At 71.4% G+C, this 13,659-nt stretch carries 15 protein-coding genes; 2 read left to right on the top strand and 13 right to left on the bottom strand.

Annotated features, from left to right (window positions below):
* Positions 1-11: 11 nt before the first annotated feature.
* Positions 12-935 (bottom strand): aspartate carbamoyltransferase catalytic subunit, encoded by a 924-nt coding sequence (locus O7610_RS04825; RefSeq protein WP_289212730.1) that lies wholly within the window; start codon positions 933-935, stop codon positions 12-14.
* Positions 932-1,558: a bifunctional pyr operon transcriptional regulator/uracil phosphoribosyltransferase PyrR gene (pyrR, locus tag O7610_RS04820; protein ID WP_289212729.1), complete on the bottom strand. Its 627-nt coding sequence runs from the start codon at positions 1,556-1,558 to the stop codon at positions 932-934. The genes O7610_RS04825 and pyrR overlap by 4 nt, the downstream gene beginning before the upstream one ends.
* A 288-nt stretch (positions 1,559-1,846) precedes the next feature.
* Between pyrR and bldD the strand changes: the two genes are divergently transcribed.
* Complete coding sequence (gene bldD, locus O7610_RS04815) at positions 1,847-2,335, top strand: transcriptional regulator BldD (RefSeq protein ID WP_123601171.1); 489 nt, start codon at positions 1,847-1,849, stop codon at positions 2,333-2,335.
* 98 nt (positions 2,336-2,433) lie between these two features.
* Here bldD and nusB read toward each other — a convergent pair whose 3' ends face one another.
* The 6 genes from nusB to aroC all read right to left on the bottom strand — a co-directional run bounded on the left by nusB (position 2,434) and on the right by aroC (position 6,808).
* Positions 2,434-2,841, bottom strand: coding sequence for a transcription antitermination factor NusB (gene nusB / locus O7610_RS04810; protein WP_281554543.1), 408 nt, complete (start codon positions 2,839-2,841; stop codon positions 2,434-2,436).
* Between the two features lie 23 nt (positions 2,842-2,864).
* Positions 2,865-3,422, bottom strand: coding sequence for an elongation factor P (gene efp / locus O7610_RS04805; protein ID WP_123601169.1), 558 nt, complete (start codon positions 3,420-3,422; stop codon positions 2,865-2,867).
* Between the two features lie 134 nt (positions 3,423-3,556).
* On the bottom strand, positions 3,557-4,000 hold the full coding sequence (gene aroQ, locus O7610_RS04800; RefSeq protein WP_281555554.1) for a type II 3-dehydroquinate dehydratase: 444 nt from the start codon (positions 3,998-4,000) through the stop codon (positions 3,557-3,559).
* Between the two features lie 17 nt (positions 4,001-4,017).
* Positions 4,018-5,094: a 3-dehydroquinate synthase gene (gene aroB / locus O7610_RS04795; RefSeq protein WP_289212728.1), complete on the bottom strand. Its 1,077-nt coding sequence runs from the start codon at positions 5,092-5,094 to the stop codon at positions 4,018-4,020.
* 11 nt (positions 5,095-5,105) lie between these two features.
* Positions 5,106-5,630: a shikimate kinase gene (locus O7610_RS04790; RefSeq protein ID WP_281554541.1), complete on the bottom strand. Its 525-nt coding sequence runs from the start codon at positions 5,628-5,630 to the stop codon at positions 5,106-5,108.
* A complete protein-coding gene (gene aroC / locus O7610_RS04785) occupies positions 5,630-6,808 on the bottom strand; it encodes a chorismate synthase (RefSeq protein ID WP_281554540.1) in 1,179 nt (392 codons plus the stop codon). The genes O7610_RS04790 and aroC overlap by 1 nt, the downstream gene beginning before the upstream one ends.
* A 122-nt stretch (positions 6,809-6,930) precedes the next feature.
* On the opposite strand from aroC, the gene O7610_RS04780 reads away from it, so the two are divergent.
* Positions 6,931-8,121 carry a multidrug effflux MFS transporter gene (locus O7610_RS04780; RefSeq protein WP_289212727.1) on the top strand — a complete coding sequence of 397 codons (1,191 nt, stop codon included), beginning with the start codon at positions 6,931-6,933 and terminating at the stop codon, positions 8,119-8,121.
* Here the strand turns inward: O7610_RS04780 and O7610_RS04775 are convergent.
* Genes O7610_RS04775 through O7610_RS04755 form a run of 5 tightly spaced genes read right to left on the bottom strand, consistent with a single transcriptional unit; the run spans position 8,077 to position 13,658 of the window.
* On the bottom strand, positions 8,077-8,988 hold the full coding sequence (locus tag O7610_RS04775; RefSeq protein WP_281554538.1) for a shikimate dehydrogenase: 912 nt from the start codon (positions 8,986-8,988) through the stop codon (positions 8,077-8,079). The genes O7610_RS04780 and O7610_RS04775 overlap by 45 nt on opposite strands.
* Position 8,989: 1 nt before the next feature.
* Positions 8,990-10,186, bottom strand: a complete 1,197-nt coding sequence (mltG, locus tag O7610_RS04770; protein WP_289212726.1) for an endolytic transglycosylase MltG — start codon at positions 10,184-10,186, stop codon at positions 8,990-8,992.
* Complete coding sequence (ruvX, locus tag O7610_RS04765) at positions 10,186-10,656, bottom strand: Holliday junction resolvase RuvX (protein WP_281554536.1); 471 nt, start codon at positions 10,654-10,656, stop codon at positions 10,186-10,188. Before ruvX ends, mltG begins: the two co-directional genes overlap by 1 nt.
* Before the next feature lie 15 nt (positions 10,657-10,671).
* Positions 10,672-13,356, bottom strand: a complete 2,685-nt coding sequence (gene alaS / locus O7610_RS04760) for an alanine--tRNA ligase (protein ID WP_281554535.1) — start codon at positions 13,354-13,356, stop codon at positions 10,672-10,674.
* Entirely contained in the window at positions 13,353-13,658 is a 306-nt protein-coding gene (locus O7610_RS04755) for a hypothetical protein (RefSeq protein ID WP_281554534.1), read from the bottom strand. The genes alaS and O7610_RS04755 overlap by 4 nt, the downstream gene beginning before the upstream one ends.
* Between the last annotated feature and the right edge of the window lies 1 nt (position 13,659).

The following is a 13,659-nucleotide window of genomic DNA, read 5'->3' as shown; positions in this document are numbered from 1 at the left end:
GGTTGGCCGCATCAACCGCGGCCGCCGAGCAGCAGGTAGAGCACGGCCATCCGGACGCTTACCCCGTTGGCGACCTGTTCCACGATCGTGGAGCGGGGCGAGTCGGCGACCTCGGCGGAGATCTCCATGCCCCGGTTCATCGGACCGGGGTGCATCACGATGGCGTGTCCGGGCAGCCGGCGCAGCCGAGCCCCGTCCAAGCCGTACCGGCGGGCGTACTCACGGGCGGACGGGAAGTAGGAGTCGGCCATCCGCTCGTGCTGCACCCGCAGCATCATCACCACGTCGGCGGTGGGCAGCACGGCGTCGAGGTCGTAGCCGACCCCGACGCCGGGGGTGAGCGCGGTGGCGATGTCGACCGGGATCAGCGGCGGCGGCCCGACCAGGGTCACCTTGGCGCCGAGGGTGGCCAGCAGCAGGACGTTGGACCGGGCCACCCGGCTGTGCAGCACGTCGCCGACGATCACCACGTGCAGGCCGGCGAGCCGGCCCAGCCGGGCCCGCATGGTGTACGCGTCGAGCAATGCCTGGGTGGGATGCTCGTGGGTGCCGTCGCCGGCGTTGACCACAGACCCGTCCACCCAGTTGGCCAGCCGGTGCGGGGCACCGGAGGCGGGGTGGCGGATCACCACCGCGTCGGCCCCCATCGCCTGCAGGGTGAGCGCGGTGTCCTTGAGGCTCTCGCCCTTGGAGACGCTGGATCCCTTGGCCGAGAAGTTGATCACGTCGGCGGAGAGTCGTTTGGCGGCGGCCTCGAACGAGATCCGGGTCCGGGTGGAATCCTCGTAGAACAGGTTCACCACGGTCCGCCCCCGCAGGGTGGGCAGCTTCTTCACCTCGCGGCCGGCCAGCGAGGCGAGTTCGACCGCGGTGTCCAGAATCCGGGTGGCGTCCGCCGCGTCCAGATCGGCGCCGGACAGCAGATGCCTGATCATCGCTGGTCCCTCCCCCGCTGCGGGCCGTCCGCCGCCTCGGTCCTGCCGGGTGAACTGAACAGCCGTACCTCGTCGGTGTCGTCGGTCTCGGCGAGCAGCACCTTGACGTTCTCGGTGAGCGCGGTGGGGATGTTCTTGCCGACGTAGTCGGCGCGGATCGGCAGCTCCCGGTGGCCCCGGTCGACCAGCACCGCCAACTGCACCGAACTGGGCCGGCCGAGGTCGCTGATCGCGTCCAACGCCGCCCGTACGGTCCGACCCGAGTAGAGGACGTCGTCGACCAGGATGACCCGCTGGCCGTCGATGCCACCGGCGGGCAGTTCAGTGGGCCCGACCGCACGGGTGGCCTTCAACCGGAGATCGTCCCGGTAGAGAGTGATGTCGAGCACACCGACCGGGACGCCGACTCCTTCGAAGGTGCGGATCCGGTCGGCGAGACGGCGGGCGAGCGGCACACCCCGGGTGGGAATTCCGAGCAGTACGGTGCGTTGCGCCCCGTTGGTCTTTTCCAGCACCTGATGGGCGATCCGGTCCACAACGCGTTGAATGTCGGCGCTGGTCAGGATGCTCTTAACTGACGGTGGCATCGTCGCCGATGATTGGGTGGCCGACGGGTAGGCCACAGCGGACCCCCTTCCCCGCCTCACGGGACGGGTCGTTAAAGGACGTCTTGGGTGCCGCCGGCCAGCACCCGGCTGGTCAGCGGTCACGCCGAACGTTACCAGCGTCCCGTTGCCGAGCCGATATGGGGCGCTGAGTGTCGCATCAGTAAGACGAAATTTGGGGCAAGTCGTCACGATCTTGTTCACTGGTAGCTATTCACCACTTGACCGCGCTTGCGAACCGCCGTACCGTCACGCTCCGTAGCGATCGCTGGGGAAAGCCCCGGGCAAAGCACTGGGAGAGTCCGTATGCCCTCTGAGTACGCCAAGTCGTTGGGCGCCCGCCTGCGCTCCATCCGTCAGCAGCAGGGGCTGTCCCTGCAGGGGGTGGAGGAGAAGTCGAACGGGCGTTGGAAGGCTGTCGTCGTCGGTTCCTACGAGCGTGGGGACCGGGCAGTCACCGTCTCCCGCCTCGCCGAGCTGGCCGACTTCTACCGGGTACCCGTGTCGGAACTGCTGCCGGACGGCAGTGGGGTACGTCACGAACCCACCAGCAAGATCGTCCTGGACCTGGAGCGGCTGTACGACGAGGTCGGCGAGGACCTCGCCTACGTCGCCCGGTACGCCCGGGCGATCCAGCAGCAGCGTGGTGACTACAACGGTCGGGTGCTGTCCATCCGCGCCGATGACCTGCGGGCGCTGGCGATCGTGTACGACTCGTCGCCGTCCGGCCTCATCGAGCGGCTGAACGAGCACGGCGTACTGGTCGCCGACCCGCGGGCGTTCTTCGCCTCCTGACGGCTGCGCGCCCAACCGCTGACGGGCCCGATCCAACTGGATCGGGCCCGTCAGCGGTGCCGCGTGGCACCGTGGTCGCGGAATGGCGGCGGGAGCCGCTAGTGCGGGGTGTACTCGGCGATCCGGTCCAGCAGACCGTTGAGGAACCGCGGCGAATCGTCAGTGGACATCTGCCGGGCCAACTCGACCGCCTCGGTGATCGCCACCGGGTCGTCGATCTCGTCGACGTAGAGCAACTCGTAGACGGCGATCCGGGCCAGGTTGCGGTCGACCACCGGCATCCGGTCCAGCGTCCACCCCTCGGCGTAGCTGCCGATCAGCTCGTCGATCCGGTCCCGGTGCGTCGCCACCCCTTCGACCAGGCCGACCGCGTAGTCGAGATGCTCCGGACGCGGGGACAACCGGGCCAGGTACCCGACCAGCACCTGGGTCGGCGGCAGACTGCGCATGTCCGCCTCGTAGAGCACGTCCAGGGCCCGTTTGCGCGCCTTGCGACGCGCTGGCATCGAGGTCTTCGGCCCCTCGGCCATCAGGCTCGGCCGAGGTAGCGGCCGTCGCGGGTGTCGACCTTGATCTTCTCCCCGGTGGTGACGAACAACGGCACCTGGACGGTGGCCCCCGTCTCCATCGTGGCCGGCTTGTTTCCGCCGGTCGACCGGTCACCCTGCAGGCCCGGCTCGGTGTAGGTAACCTCGAGGACCACGCTGGTCGGCAGCTCGACGTACAGCGGCACGCCCTCGTGGGTCGCCACGATCGCCTCAGCCTCGGGCAGCAGGTAGTTCGCTGCCTCGCCGACGGTGCCACCGGGCACCATGATCTGGTCGAAGGTCTCCAGATCCATGAAGACGTAGTCCTCGCCGTCGGCGTACAGGTACTGCATGGTCCGCTTGTCGACGGTCGCGGTGTCGACCTTGGTGCCCGCGTTGAAGGTCTTGTCGACCACCTTGCCGGAGAGCACGTTCTTCAGGGTGGTGCGCACGAAAGCGCCGCCCTTGCCGGGCTTGACGTGCTGGAACTCCACGACGGCCCACAGCTCGCCGTCGAGGTTGAGAACCAGCCCGTTCTTCAGGTCGTTGGTGGTCGCCATTTCCTGCCTTGATCATCAATGTACGGACGGATCTACCAAGTCTATCGGGCCGGACCCTGCTCAGCCGGCACGGCCCGGACCCCTACCCGTCCCGACGCGGTCGGGTGCGGCCCACGACCGGCAACCGGGCCGGCTCAGCGGGGACGGGCCGCGGCCAACCGGGCGACGTGCAGCAGCGCCAACCGGTAGCCGTCCACCCCGAGCCCGCAGATCACCCCGGTGGCGACCGCCGACACCACCGAGTGGTGCCGGAACTGCTCGCGGGCGTGGATGTTGGAGATGTGCACCTCGACGAGTGGTCCGCGCAGCAGCGCGCAGGCGTCGCGGACCGCGTACGAGTAGTGCGACCAGGCACCCGGGTTGATCACCACGGCGGCCTCGGCGTCGGCCGCCGTGTGCAGCCAGCTGAGCATCTCGTGCTCGGCGTCGGTCTGGCGCACCTCGACGTCGAGCCCGGCGTCCCGGCCCACCTGCTCGCACATCGCCACCAGGTCGGCGTAGCTGGTCAGCCCGTACACGTCGACCTGACGGCTGCCCAGCCGGCCCAGGTTCGGGCCGTTCAGCACGTACGTCCGCAACGCCGTGCCGTCTCCCGTCACGCCGCCACCTGCCGGTACGCCTCGGCGAGCAACGTGTCGGCCGGGCCGTCGAGAATCCCGGGTCGGGCCAGCGCGTCGAGCACCACCAGCCGCAGCCGGCTGCCCCGGGCCTTCTTGTCCACCCGCATCGTGGCCAGCAGCTGTGGCCACGCGTCTGCCCGGTACGTGGTGGGCAGCCCCAGGGCGGCGAGTACCGACGCGTGCCGATCGGCGACCGTTGCGTCGAGCCGGCCGGCCAGCCGGGCCAGGGTCGCCGCGTAGACCAGGCCCACCGACACCGCGTGCCCGTGACGCCAGCGGTAGCCTTCCACCTTCTCGATCGCGTGGGCCAGCGTGTGCCCGTAGTTGAGCACCTCACGCAGCCCCGACTCGCGCAGGTCGTCACCGACCACGTCGGCCTTGACCCGCACGGCGCGCTCGATCAGCTCACGCACCTGCGGCCCGGTCGGGTCGGTGGCCGCCGCCGGATCGGTCTCGATCAGCCCCAGGATCGCCGGATCGGCGATGAACCCGCACTTGACCACCTCGGCCAACCCGGCGGCCAGGTCCACCGGCGCAAGGCTGGTCAGCAGGTCCAGGTCGGCCAGCACCCCGGCCGGCGGGTGGAACGCGCCCACCAGGTTCTTGCCGGCCGCCGTATTGATCCCGGTCTTGCCACCCACCGCCGCGTCGACCATGCCGAGCAGGCTGGTCGCCACCGGCACCCAGCGGACCCCACGCAGCCAGCAGGCGGCCACGAAACCCGCCAGATCGGTCACCGCGCCGCCGCCGACCCCGACCACCGCGTCAGTACGGGTGAAGCCGGCCGCGCCGAGCTGCGCCCACGCCTGCCCGGCGACCTCGATCGACTTGCCGGCCTCGGCGTCCGGCACCTCGACCAGCAGCGGCTTGACACCGGCCGCGGCGCAACCGGCGGCGATCCGGTCGGCCTGGCCCTGCAGCGGGGGTGCGTGCAGCACCGCCACCCGGTCCGCGCCGGGCAGCAGGTCGGGCAGCTGGTCGAGCAGTCCCCGACCGACCAGCACGTCGTACGGTCGGTCGCCGGGCACCGGGATACAGGTCGTCGAGTCCATCGGCACCGAGCCTAGTACCCGGGCCGGTCGGCCGGTGTGCGCAGCATTGTCGCGATCTCCTCGGCGACCTGCTCCGGGGTACGGCCGTCGGTTGCCACCCGGTGCGTGGCGACCCGCTCGTAGAGCGGGCGACGCTGCTCCAGCAGGTGCCGCAGCGTGGCCCGCGGGTTGATCGCCAGCAGCGGACGGCCGGCGTCGAGGCCGACCCGACGGACCGCGTCGGCCAGCTCGACGCCGAGATGGACCACGGTGTGTCCGGCGAGCGCGGCGCGGTTCTCGTCGGCCAGCACCGCACCGCCGCCGAGCGCGAGCACACCGTCGAAGCCGCGCAGTGCCGCCCGGACCGCCGCCCGCTCCAAGGCCCGGAAGTGCTCCTCGCCGTCATCGACGAAGATCTCCGGGATCGGCTTGCCGGCCGCCGCCACGATGTCGGTGTCGGTGTCGCGGAACTCACAGTTGAGCAGCCCGGCCAGCACGGTACCGGTGCTGGTCTTGCCCGCACCGGGTGCGCCGACCAGCACGCAGGCCGGGGCCATCAGCGGATCACCAGGTGGTCCAGGTACCCGGCAAGGTTGCGGCGGATCTCGGCGACCGAGTCACCGCCGAACTTCTCGGTGGCCGCCTCGGCCAGCACCAGCGCCACCATCGCCTCGGCCACCACCGCGGCGGCCGGCACCGCGCAGACGTCGGACCGCTGGTTGATCGCGGTCGCCGGCTCGCCGGTGACGACGTCGACGGTCGACAACGCCCGGTTCAACGAGGAGATCGGCTTCATCGCGGCCCGCACCCGCACCGGCTCGCCGGTGGTGATGCCGCCCTCCAGCCCGCCGGCCCGGTCGGTCGCCCGGCGCACCCCGGCCGCAGTCGGAATGATCTCGTCGTGCGCGACCGAGCCCCGCGACCGGGCCTGCTGCCAGGCGTCGCCGATCTCCACACCCTTGACCGCCTGGATCGACAGCACCGCGGCGGCCAGCCGGGCGTCGAGCTTGCGGTCCCACTGGACGTGGCTGCCCAGCCCCGGCGGCACCCCGTAGGCGAGCACCTCGACGATGCCGCCGAGGGTGTCGGCGTCGGACTTGGCGGCGTCCACCTCGGCGACCATCCGGGCGCTTGCCTCGGGGTCGAGGCAGCGCAGCGGGTCGGCGTCGACCCGCTCGGCGTCCTCCGGGCGGGGCTGCAGTCCGGGTTTGGCGGCCACCGAACCGAGCTCGACCACGTGCGACACGATCTCGATCCCCAGTGCCTGCCGGCACAGCGCCCGGGCGACCGTACCGACGGCGACCCGGGCGGCGGTCTCCCTGGCGCTGGCCCGCTCCAGGATCGGCCGGGCGTCGGTATGGCCGTACTTCTGCATCCCGGCCAGGTCGGCGTGCCCCGGTCGGGGCCGGGTCAGCGGGGCGTTGCGGGCCTGCCCGGCCAACTCGACCGGGTCGACTGGGTCGGCCGCCATCACGGTGCGCCACTTCGGCCACTCCGAGTTGCCCACCCGGATCGCGACCGGGCTGCCCAGCGTCACCCCGTGCCGCAGGCCGCCGACGATCTCGATCTCGTCCTGCTCGAAACTCATCCGGGCACCCCGGCCGTAGCCGAGCCGGCGCCGGGCCAGCTCGCGACCGATCTCGGCACTGGTCACCTCGACGCCCGCGGGGACGCCTTCGAGGAGTGCGACCAGCGCGGGGCCGTGGGATTCACCTGCGGTCAGCCAACGCAACACGTCGGAAAGTGTGGCACGGCGGGGTCGGGGCCAGGTGACCCACGTCGCCCGCGTCCCGCCCTCCGGACACCACCCGAGCCGCCCTAACGTACGGTTGGTCGGTTTCGGGGGGTGGTGGCTTCGTGCCGTACGACATCCGCCGCCGACCAGCGGTGCTACTCATCCTGCTCGGCGCGGTCACCGCGGTGGGGCCGCTGTCGATCGACATGTACCTGCCGGCGTTCCCGGCGATCAGCGAGGACCTCACCACCACCCCTGCCCGGGTGCAACTGTCACTGACCGCGTGCCTGATCGGCGTCGCGTTCGGCCAGCTGGTCGGCGGGCCGGTGAGTGACCGGTGGGGGCGGCGGCGTCCGGCGCTGGCCGGCACCACCGGCTACATCGTCGTCTCGCTGGCCTGCGCGCTGGCCCCGAACGCCGAGGCACTGGCCGGGTTGCGGCTGCTCCAGGGCTTCGCCGGCGGGGTAGGGGTGGTCGTCGCCCGCGCGGTGGTGCGCGACCTCTACTCGGGTGCCGACGCGGCCCGGTTCTTCTCCCGCCTGCTGATCATCTTCGGGGTGGCACCGATCGCCGCGCCGGTGCTCGGCGCGGCGGTGCTGCGGGTGGCCTCCTGGCGGGAGATCTTCGTCGCCCTCGCGGTACTCGCCGCGCTGCTCACCATCGTCATGGCCCGCTGGCTACCGGAGACCCTGCCGGAGGAGCGCCGAAACCCGGACGGTCTGGCTGGCGCCGCCCGGGCGGCCCGGCTGGTCCTCACCGACCGGGCGTTCGTCGGGTACGCGTCCACCCAGGGTCTGGCGTTCGCCGGCTTGTTCGCCTACATCTCCGGATCGCCGTACGTGCTGCAGGACGGCTTCGGGCTGTCGCCGACCATGTTCAGCCTGGTGTTCGGGGCCAACGCGGTCGGGCTGATCGCGCTCGGGCAGGTCAACGCCCGACTGGTCGGCCGGTACCGGACCCGGCCGTTGTTCGTCGGCGCGTTGACCGCCGGAGCCTGCGCTGCGGCGCTGCTGGTGGCCGGCGCGACCACCGGCCAGCTGTGGCTGATCGTGCCGGCGCTGGCCGGCTACGTCGCCACGATCGGGATGCTGATGCCGAACGGGACCGCGCTGGCCCTGCAGGAGCACGCCCGGCACGCCGGCACCGCCGCCGCCCTGCTCGGCGCGGTCCAGTCGGGAATCGCCTCGCTGGCCGCGCCGGTGGTCGGGCTGGCCGGCACGGCCAGCGCCACCCCGATGGCGCTGATCATCCTCGGCGCGGCGGGGCTGTCACTGGTCGCCGCGTGGGCGCTGACCCGTGACCGCGGCGGCTGAGCGCGCCAGCTCACCGGCCGGGCCGGCCGACCGCGCGGCGGACAACGCGGCTCGCATCGCCGCCACCGGCGCGGCGACCCCGGTGAACTGTTCGAACTGCCCGACCGCCTGGGCCAGCAGCAGATCCAGCCCGGAGACCACCCGGCAACCGGCGGCGGCCGCCGCCGAGGCCAGTGGAGTCGGCCAGGGATCGTAGAGCGCGTCGAAGCAGACCGTGCCGGATGCCCACGGCAGCTGGCCGGCGTACGGGTCGGCAGCCCCCTTCGGCAGGGTGGAGACCAGTACGTCGGTGCCGGCCGCCGCCGGGGCCGCCGACAGGGCGGTACCGGTCATCGACACGCCGAGCGCGCCGGCGACCGGCACCAGCTCGTCGACCGCCGCCGGTCGCCGGGCCGCCACGGTGACCGATGCGGCGGCCAGCGCGGCGGCGGCCGCCAACGCGGCCCGGGCGGTGCCGCCAGCGCCGAGCACGGTGAACCGGGCACCGGTGCCGACACCGGCGTCGCGCAGCACCGCGACCATCCCCGCCACGTCGGTGTTGTCGGCGAACCAGGTGCCGTCGGCCCGGCGTACCAGGGTGTTGGCCGCCCCGACCGCGGTGGCCACCGAGGAGGCCCGCCCGGCCAGGGCGAGCGCCGCCTCCTTCAACGGCATGGTGACCGACAGCCCGGCCCACTCCGGGCCGAGACCGGCGACCAGGCCCGCCAACTGCGCCTCGGCGCATTCGATCGCGGTGTAGCTCCAGCCGGTCAGCCCGGCGGCCTGGTAGCCGGCGTTGTGGATCACCGGCGACAGTGAGTGCCCGATCGGCATGCCGAGCACCGCGGCCCGCCGCCGGACGGCGGTGGACGGTCGGGGGGCGGACACCTCAGAGGATGCCGTTCTGCTCGGCGATCTCGATGTTCTGGTTGTGCTGGTCGAGGGTCTCGGCGAACGCCGAGCGGCCCTCCTTGTCGATCGCCACGAAGTAGACCCAGTCCTCGTCCGGCGGGTTGATCGACCCTTCCAGGGCGGCCTTGCCCGGGTTGTTGATAGGCGTGGGCGGCAGCCCGCTGTGCGCGTGGGTGCTGTACGGATTGCTCTCGTCGTACAGCTCCTCGCGGGTCATGTCCTTGGACGCCTTGGTCTCCTGGCCGGTCAGCTCCCAGTAGTAGTTGACCGTCACATCAAACTGCAGGCAGCTGCACGGGAAGGTCTCGCTGTACACCCGGTTGTACGCCACCCGGGAGACCTTGGCGAGGTCCTCGGCGATACCGGCCTCGGCCTGCGCCAGTGACGCGACGATCAACGCCTCGTACGGGCTGATCCCGCCGCGTTCGGCCTGCACCCGGTCGGCGTATTCCAGCTCACCGGTGACGGTCAGGAACCGGTTGACCATCACCCGGAGGATCTCCGGGGCGGTGACGTCGGGATCGAAGTCGTAGGTGTCCGGGAAGAGGAACCCTTCGGCGGAGACCGTCACCTCCTGCCCGTCGGTGCGGGTCATCCACCACTCGGGCACGCCCAGGGCCAGCGGGTCCTCGGCTGCGGTGGCGAACTCCTCCGCGGGGATGTCCGTCGACTCGGCCAGCAGCCGGTAGATCTGCTTGGCGGTACGGCCCTCCGGGATGGTCACCCGGTTGGAGACCTTGTTCTCCAGGTCCAGCAGCAGGCCGAGCGCGGTCGCCGCGCTCATCTCCAGACGCAGCGTGTAGAAGCCCGGCTGGATGTTCTGGCTGCGGGAGTTGTCCCGGGCCTCGTTGACGAACGCCTTGGTGCTCTTGACCACGCCGGCCTCGACGAGGGTGTTGCCGATGTCGGTGGCGGTGTCGCCGGCCCGGACCTGGACCACCACCTCACCGGTGCCGCCGCCGTCGTAGTCCGGGGTCGCGAAGTAGCCCTGTACCCGGTCGAAGCCGTACCAGACACCGCCGCCGAGCACTCCGAGCAGCAGCATGGTGACCAGCAGCGCGGCAAAGGTCTTGCCCCGGCCGCCGCTGCCGGACACCTTCTTGCGCCGCGCGCCCCGACGGTGCCGGCCCTTGTCTGCCCGGTCCTCGAAGGCGAGGTCCAGTTCGTCGATCATCACTTCTGCCTCCGCTGCGCGTCCAGCCAGCTCTGCAGGATCTCCACGGCGGCCGCCTGGTCGACCACCGTACGTTGACGCCGTCCTCGGACGCCCCGCTCGGACAGCCTACGGCTAGCGACCACCGTCGACATCCTTTCGTCGGTCGTCAGGACTGAAATCGGCGACACCGCCACTTCGAGTAACCGTACGTATGCGCTGACAGCGTCGGCGGCCGGTCCGTGGCGGCCGGCGAGGTTCACCGGCAGACCGACAATAACCGCAATGACCTCGTACTCATGGACTATCTGGACAATTTTCGCGATGTCCGTAGGCAGGTCGGCCGGTGCCGTCGCGCCGCCGGTCGACAGGTCCCGACGCACCGTCAGCAACGGGGTGGCGAGAATGCCGTCCGGGTCGCTGATCGCCAGACCGACCCGGACCTGCCCCACGTCGACGCCCAGCCGGCGTCCACGGACGAATCCGCTCACCTCGTATCGCTCATCTCAGGCCGTTTCGGCGATCGCCTTTTCGACCGCGACCAGCAGGTTCGCCGCCTCGGCCGCCGGCAGCCCGCCGCCCTGCGCCAGGTCAGCGTTGCCGCCACCCCGGCCGTGCAGCGCCCCCTTGACCAGCTCTGCGGCGGACACTCCGCGTGACCTGCCGGCCGCGTTCACCGCCACCACCAGCGCCGCCTTGCCGTTGGCCCGGACCGCCACCGCGACCACCGCCGGCCGGGCCGGGTCGATCTTGCCTCGGATCTCCTGCGCCAGGGTCCGTACGTCGTTGCCGGCCGCGCCTTCGGGCGCCTCGGTGCCGACGAAGGCAACCCCGCGCACGTCACGCGCCTGGCCGGCGATCGCCGCCGCGCCGCCGAGCACCAGCTGGGCGCGCAGTTTCTCCAGCTCCTTCTCGGCGTCGCGTAGCTGGGTGACAGTCTGCTGGACCCGGTCCGCGACCTGGTCTGCCGGCACCCGGTACAGCTCAGCGAGCCGCGCCACCAGCAGGTGCTCGCGGGCCAGGAAGTTGAACGCGTCGATGCCGACCAGTGCCTCCACCCGACGCACACCGGAGCCGATCGACGACTCGGAGAGGATCTTCACCACACCGAGCTGACCGGAGCGGGTCACATGCGTGCCACCGCACAGCTCCCGGGCGTAGTCACCGACCTCGACCACCCGGACCTCGTCGCCGTACTTCTCCCCGAACAGCGCCATCGCGCCCAGCCGGCGCGCCTCCTCCTGGGAGGTGATGAACGCGTTCACCTCCAGGTCACGCAGCAGCACCTCGTTGACCTGCTGCTCGATGTCGTGCAGCACCGACGGCGCGACCGAGCCGGGGGTGTTGAAGTCGAACCGCAGCCGGCCCGGCGCGTTCAGCGACCCCGCCTGGGTCGCCGACTCGCCGAGAACGTTGCGCATCGTCTGGTGCACCAGATGCGTCGCGGTATGCGACCGGGAGATCGCCCGCCGCCGCGGGATGTCGATCTCGGCGTAGCCGGACTCCCCGGCGCGCAGCTCGCCGCTGACCACCCGCGCCCGGTGCACAATCAGGCCCGGCACCGGCTGCTGCACGTCGAAGATCTCCACCCGGCCGGCGCCGACGGTGAGCAGGCCGGTGTCCGGCTGCTGGCCGCCGCCCTCGGCGTAGAACGGGGTGCTGTCCAGTACCAGCTCCACCACGTCGCCCTCGCCGGCCGCGGGCAGTGCGGCGCCGCCGGCGCCGAGCAGCGCCCGGACCCGCGACTCACGGGACACCTCGGCGTAGCCGGTGAACTCCACCGGCCCACCGCTGTCCAGCACCCCGCGGTACGCGGACATGTCCACGTGCCCGGTCTTGCGGGCCTGCGCGTCCGCCTTGGCCCGGGCCCGCTGCTCGGACATCAGCCGGCGGAAGCCGTCCTGGTCGACCGAGAGCCCCTGCTCGGCGGCGATCTCCAGGGTGAGGTCGATCGGGAACCCGTAGGTGTCGTGCAGCTGGAAGGCCTGGTCGCCGGAGAGTTTGCCGCCGCCGGCCGACCTGGTCTGGGCGATCGCCGTGTCCAGGATCGTGGTACCGGCGCGCAGCGTGGACAGGAAGGCGTCCTCCTCGGCGTACGCGTACGAGGAGATCCGCTCGAAGTCGGCGGCCAGCTCGGGGTACGACGGCGCCATGCAGTCCCGGGCCACCGGCAGCAGCTCCGGCAGAGCACGGTCCTGCCAGCCGAGCAGCCGCACCGAGCGGATCGCCCGGCGCATGATCCGGCGCAGCACGTAGCCACGGCCCTCGTTGGACGGGGTCACCCCGTCACCGATCAGCATCAGCGCGGTCCGCACGTGGTCGGCGATCACCCGCAGCCGTACGTCGTCGGGGTGCGACTCGCTCGCCGCCTGCCCGGAGCCCGCGCCGTACCGCTTGCCGGTCAGCTCGGCCGCCCGGTCCAGGATCGGACGCACCTCGTCGATCTCGTAGAGGTTGTCCACCCCCTGCAGGATCGACGCGATCCGCTCCAGGCCCATGCCGGTGTCGATGTTCTTCTTCGGCAGGTCGCCGACGATGTCGAAGACCTCTTTGCTCCGCACGTCGGTGATCTCGTACTGCATGAAGACGAGATTCCAGAACTCCAGGAAGCGGTCCTCGTCGACCTCCGGGCCGCCGTCCGGGCCGTACGCCGGGCCCCGGTCGTAGTACAGCTCCGAGCACGGCCCGGCCGGCCCGGGGATGCCCATCGACCAGAAGTTGTCCTTGTTGCCCCGGCGCACGATCCGCGCCGCCGGTACGCCGGTGCGCCGCCAGATGTCGGCCGCCTCGTCGTCGTCGAGGTAGACGGTGACCCAGATCCGTTCCGGGTCCATGCCGAACCCGCCCGCGTCGACCGGCCCGGTGGCCAGGTCCCAGGCCAGCGGGATCGCGCCCTCCTTGAAGTAGTCGCCGAACGAGAAGTTGCCGTTCATCTGGAAGAAGGTGCCGTGCCGCGACGTCTTGCCGACCTCGTCGATGTCCGGGGTACGGATGCACTTCTGCACGCTCGTCGCCCGCTGGTACGGCGGGGTCCGCTGGCCGAGGAAGTACGGCACGAACTGCACCATGCCCGCGTTGATGAACAGCAGGTTCGGGTCATCGATCGCGGGCAGCGGAGCTGACGGCACCACGGCATGGCCGTTGGCCTCGAAGTGCGCGAGGAACCGCCGCTTGATCTCCGCCGTTTTCACCGAACGTCCTCCTGGGGGAATATCTCCACGTCACCGACGCTCGGGTCACCCCGCAGGTCGGCGAACTGGTCGTCGAACGCCACGCCCTCAGCGAACGCGGCCTGGATCTGCTGCTCGCGCTCTGCCATGCCCTCGCGGACGTCCTCCACGAAGGTACGGACCGACTCGACGAGGCCACCAGCGGATTCCGACACCGAGGAGGCGATCCCGGACGGGGTGTAGGACTGGGCGGTCCGGGCCAGCTTGCGGACCACGACCGCGCCGACGGCGATGCCGACACCGAGCCAGAGCAGGCGTTTCATG

The organism is Solwaraspora sp. WMMA2065 (assembly GCF_030345075.1).
Lineage (GTDB): Bacteria > Actinomycetota > Actinomycetes > Mycobacteriales > Micromonosporaceae > Micromonospora_E.
The sequence above is the reverse complement of the archived record's forward strand: the minus strand, read 5'-3'. Positions and strand labels throughout refer to the sequence as shown.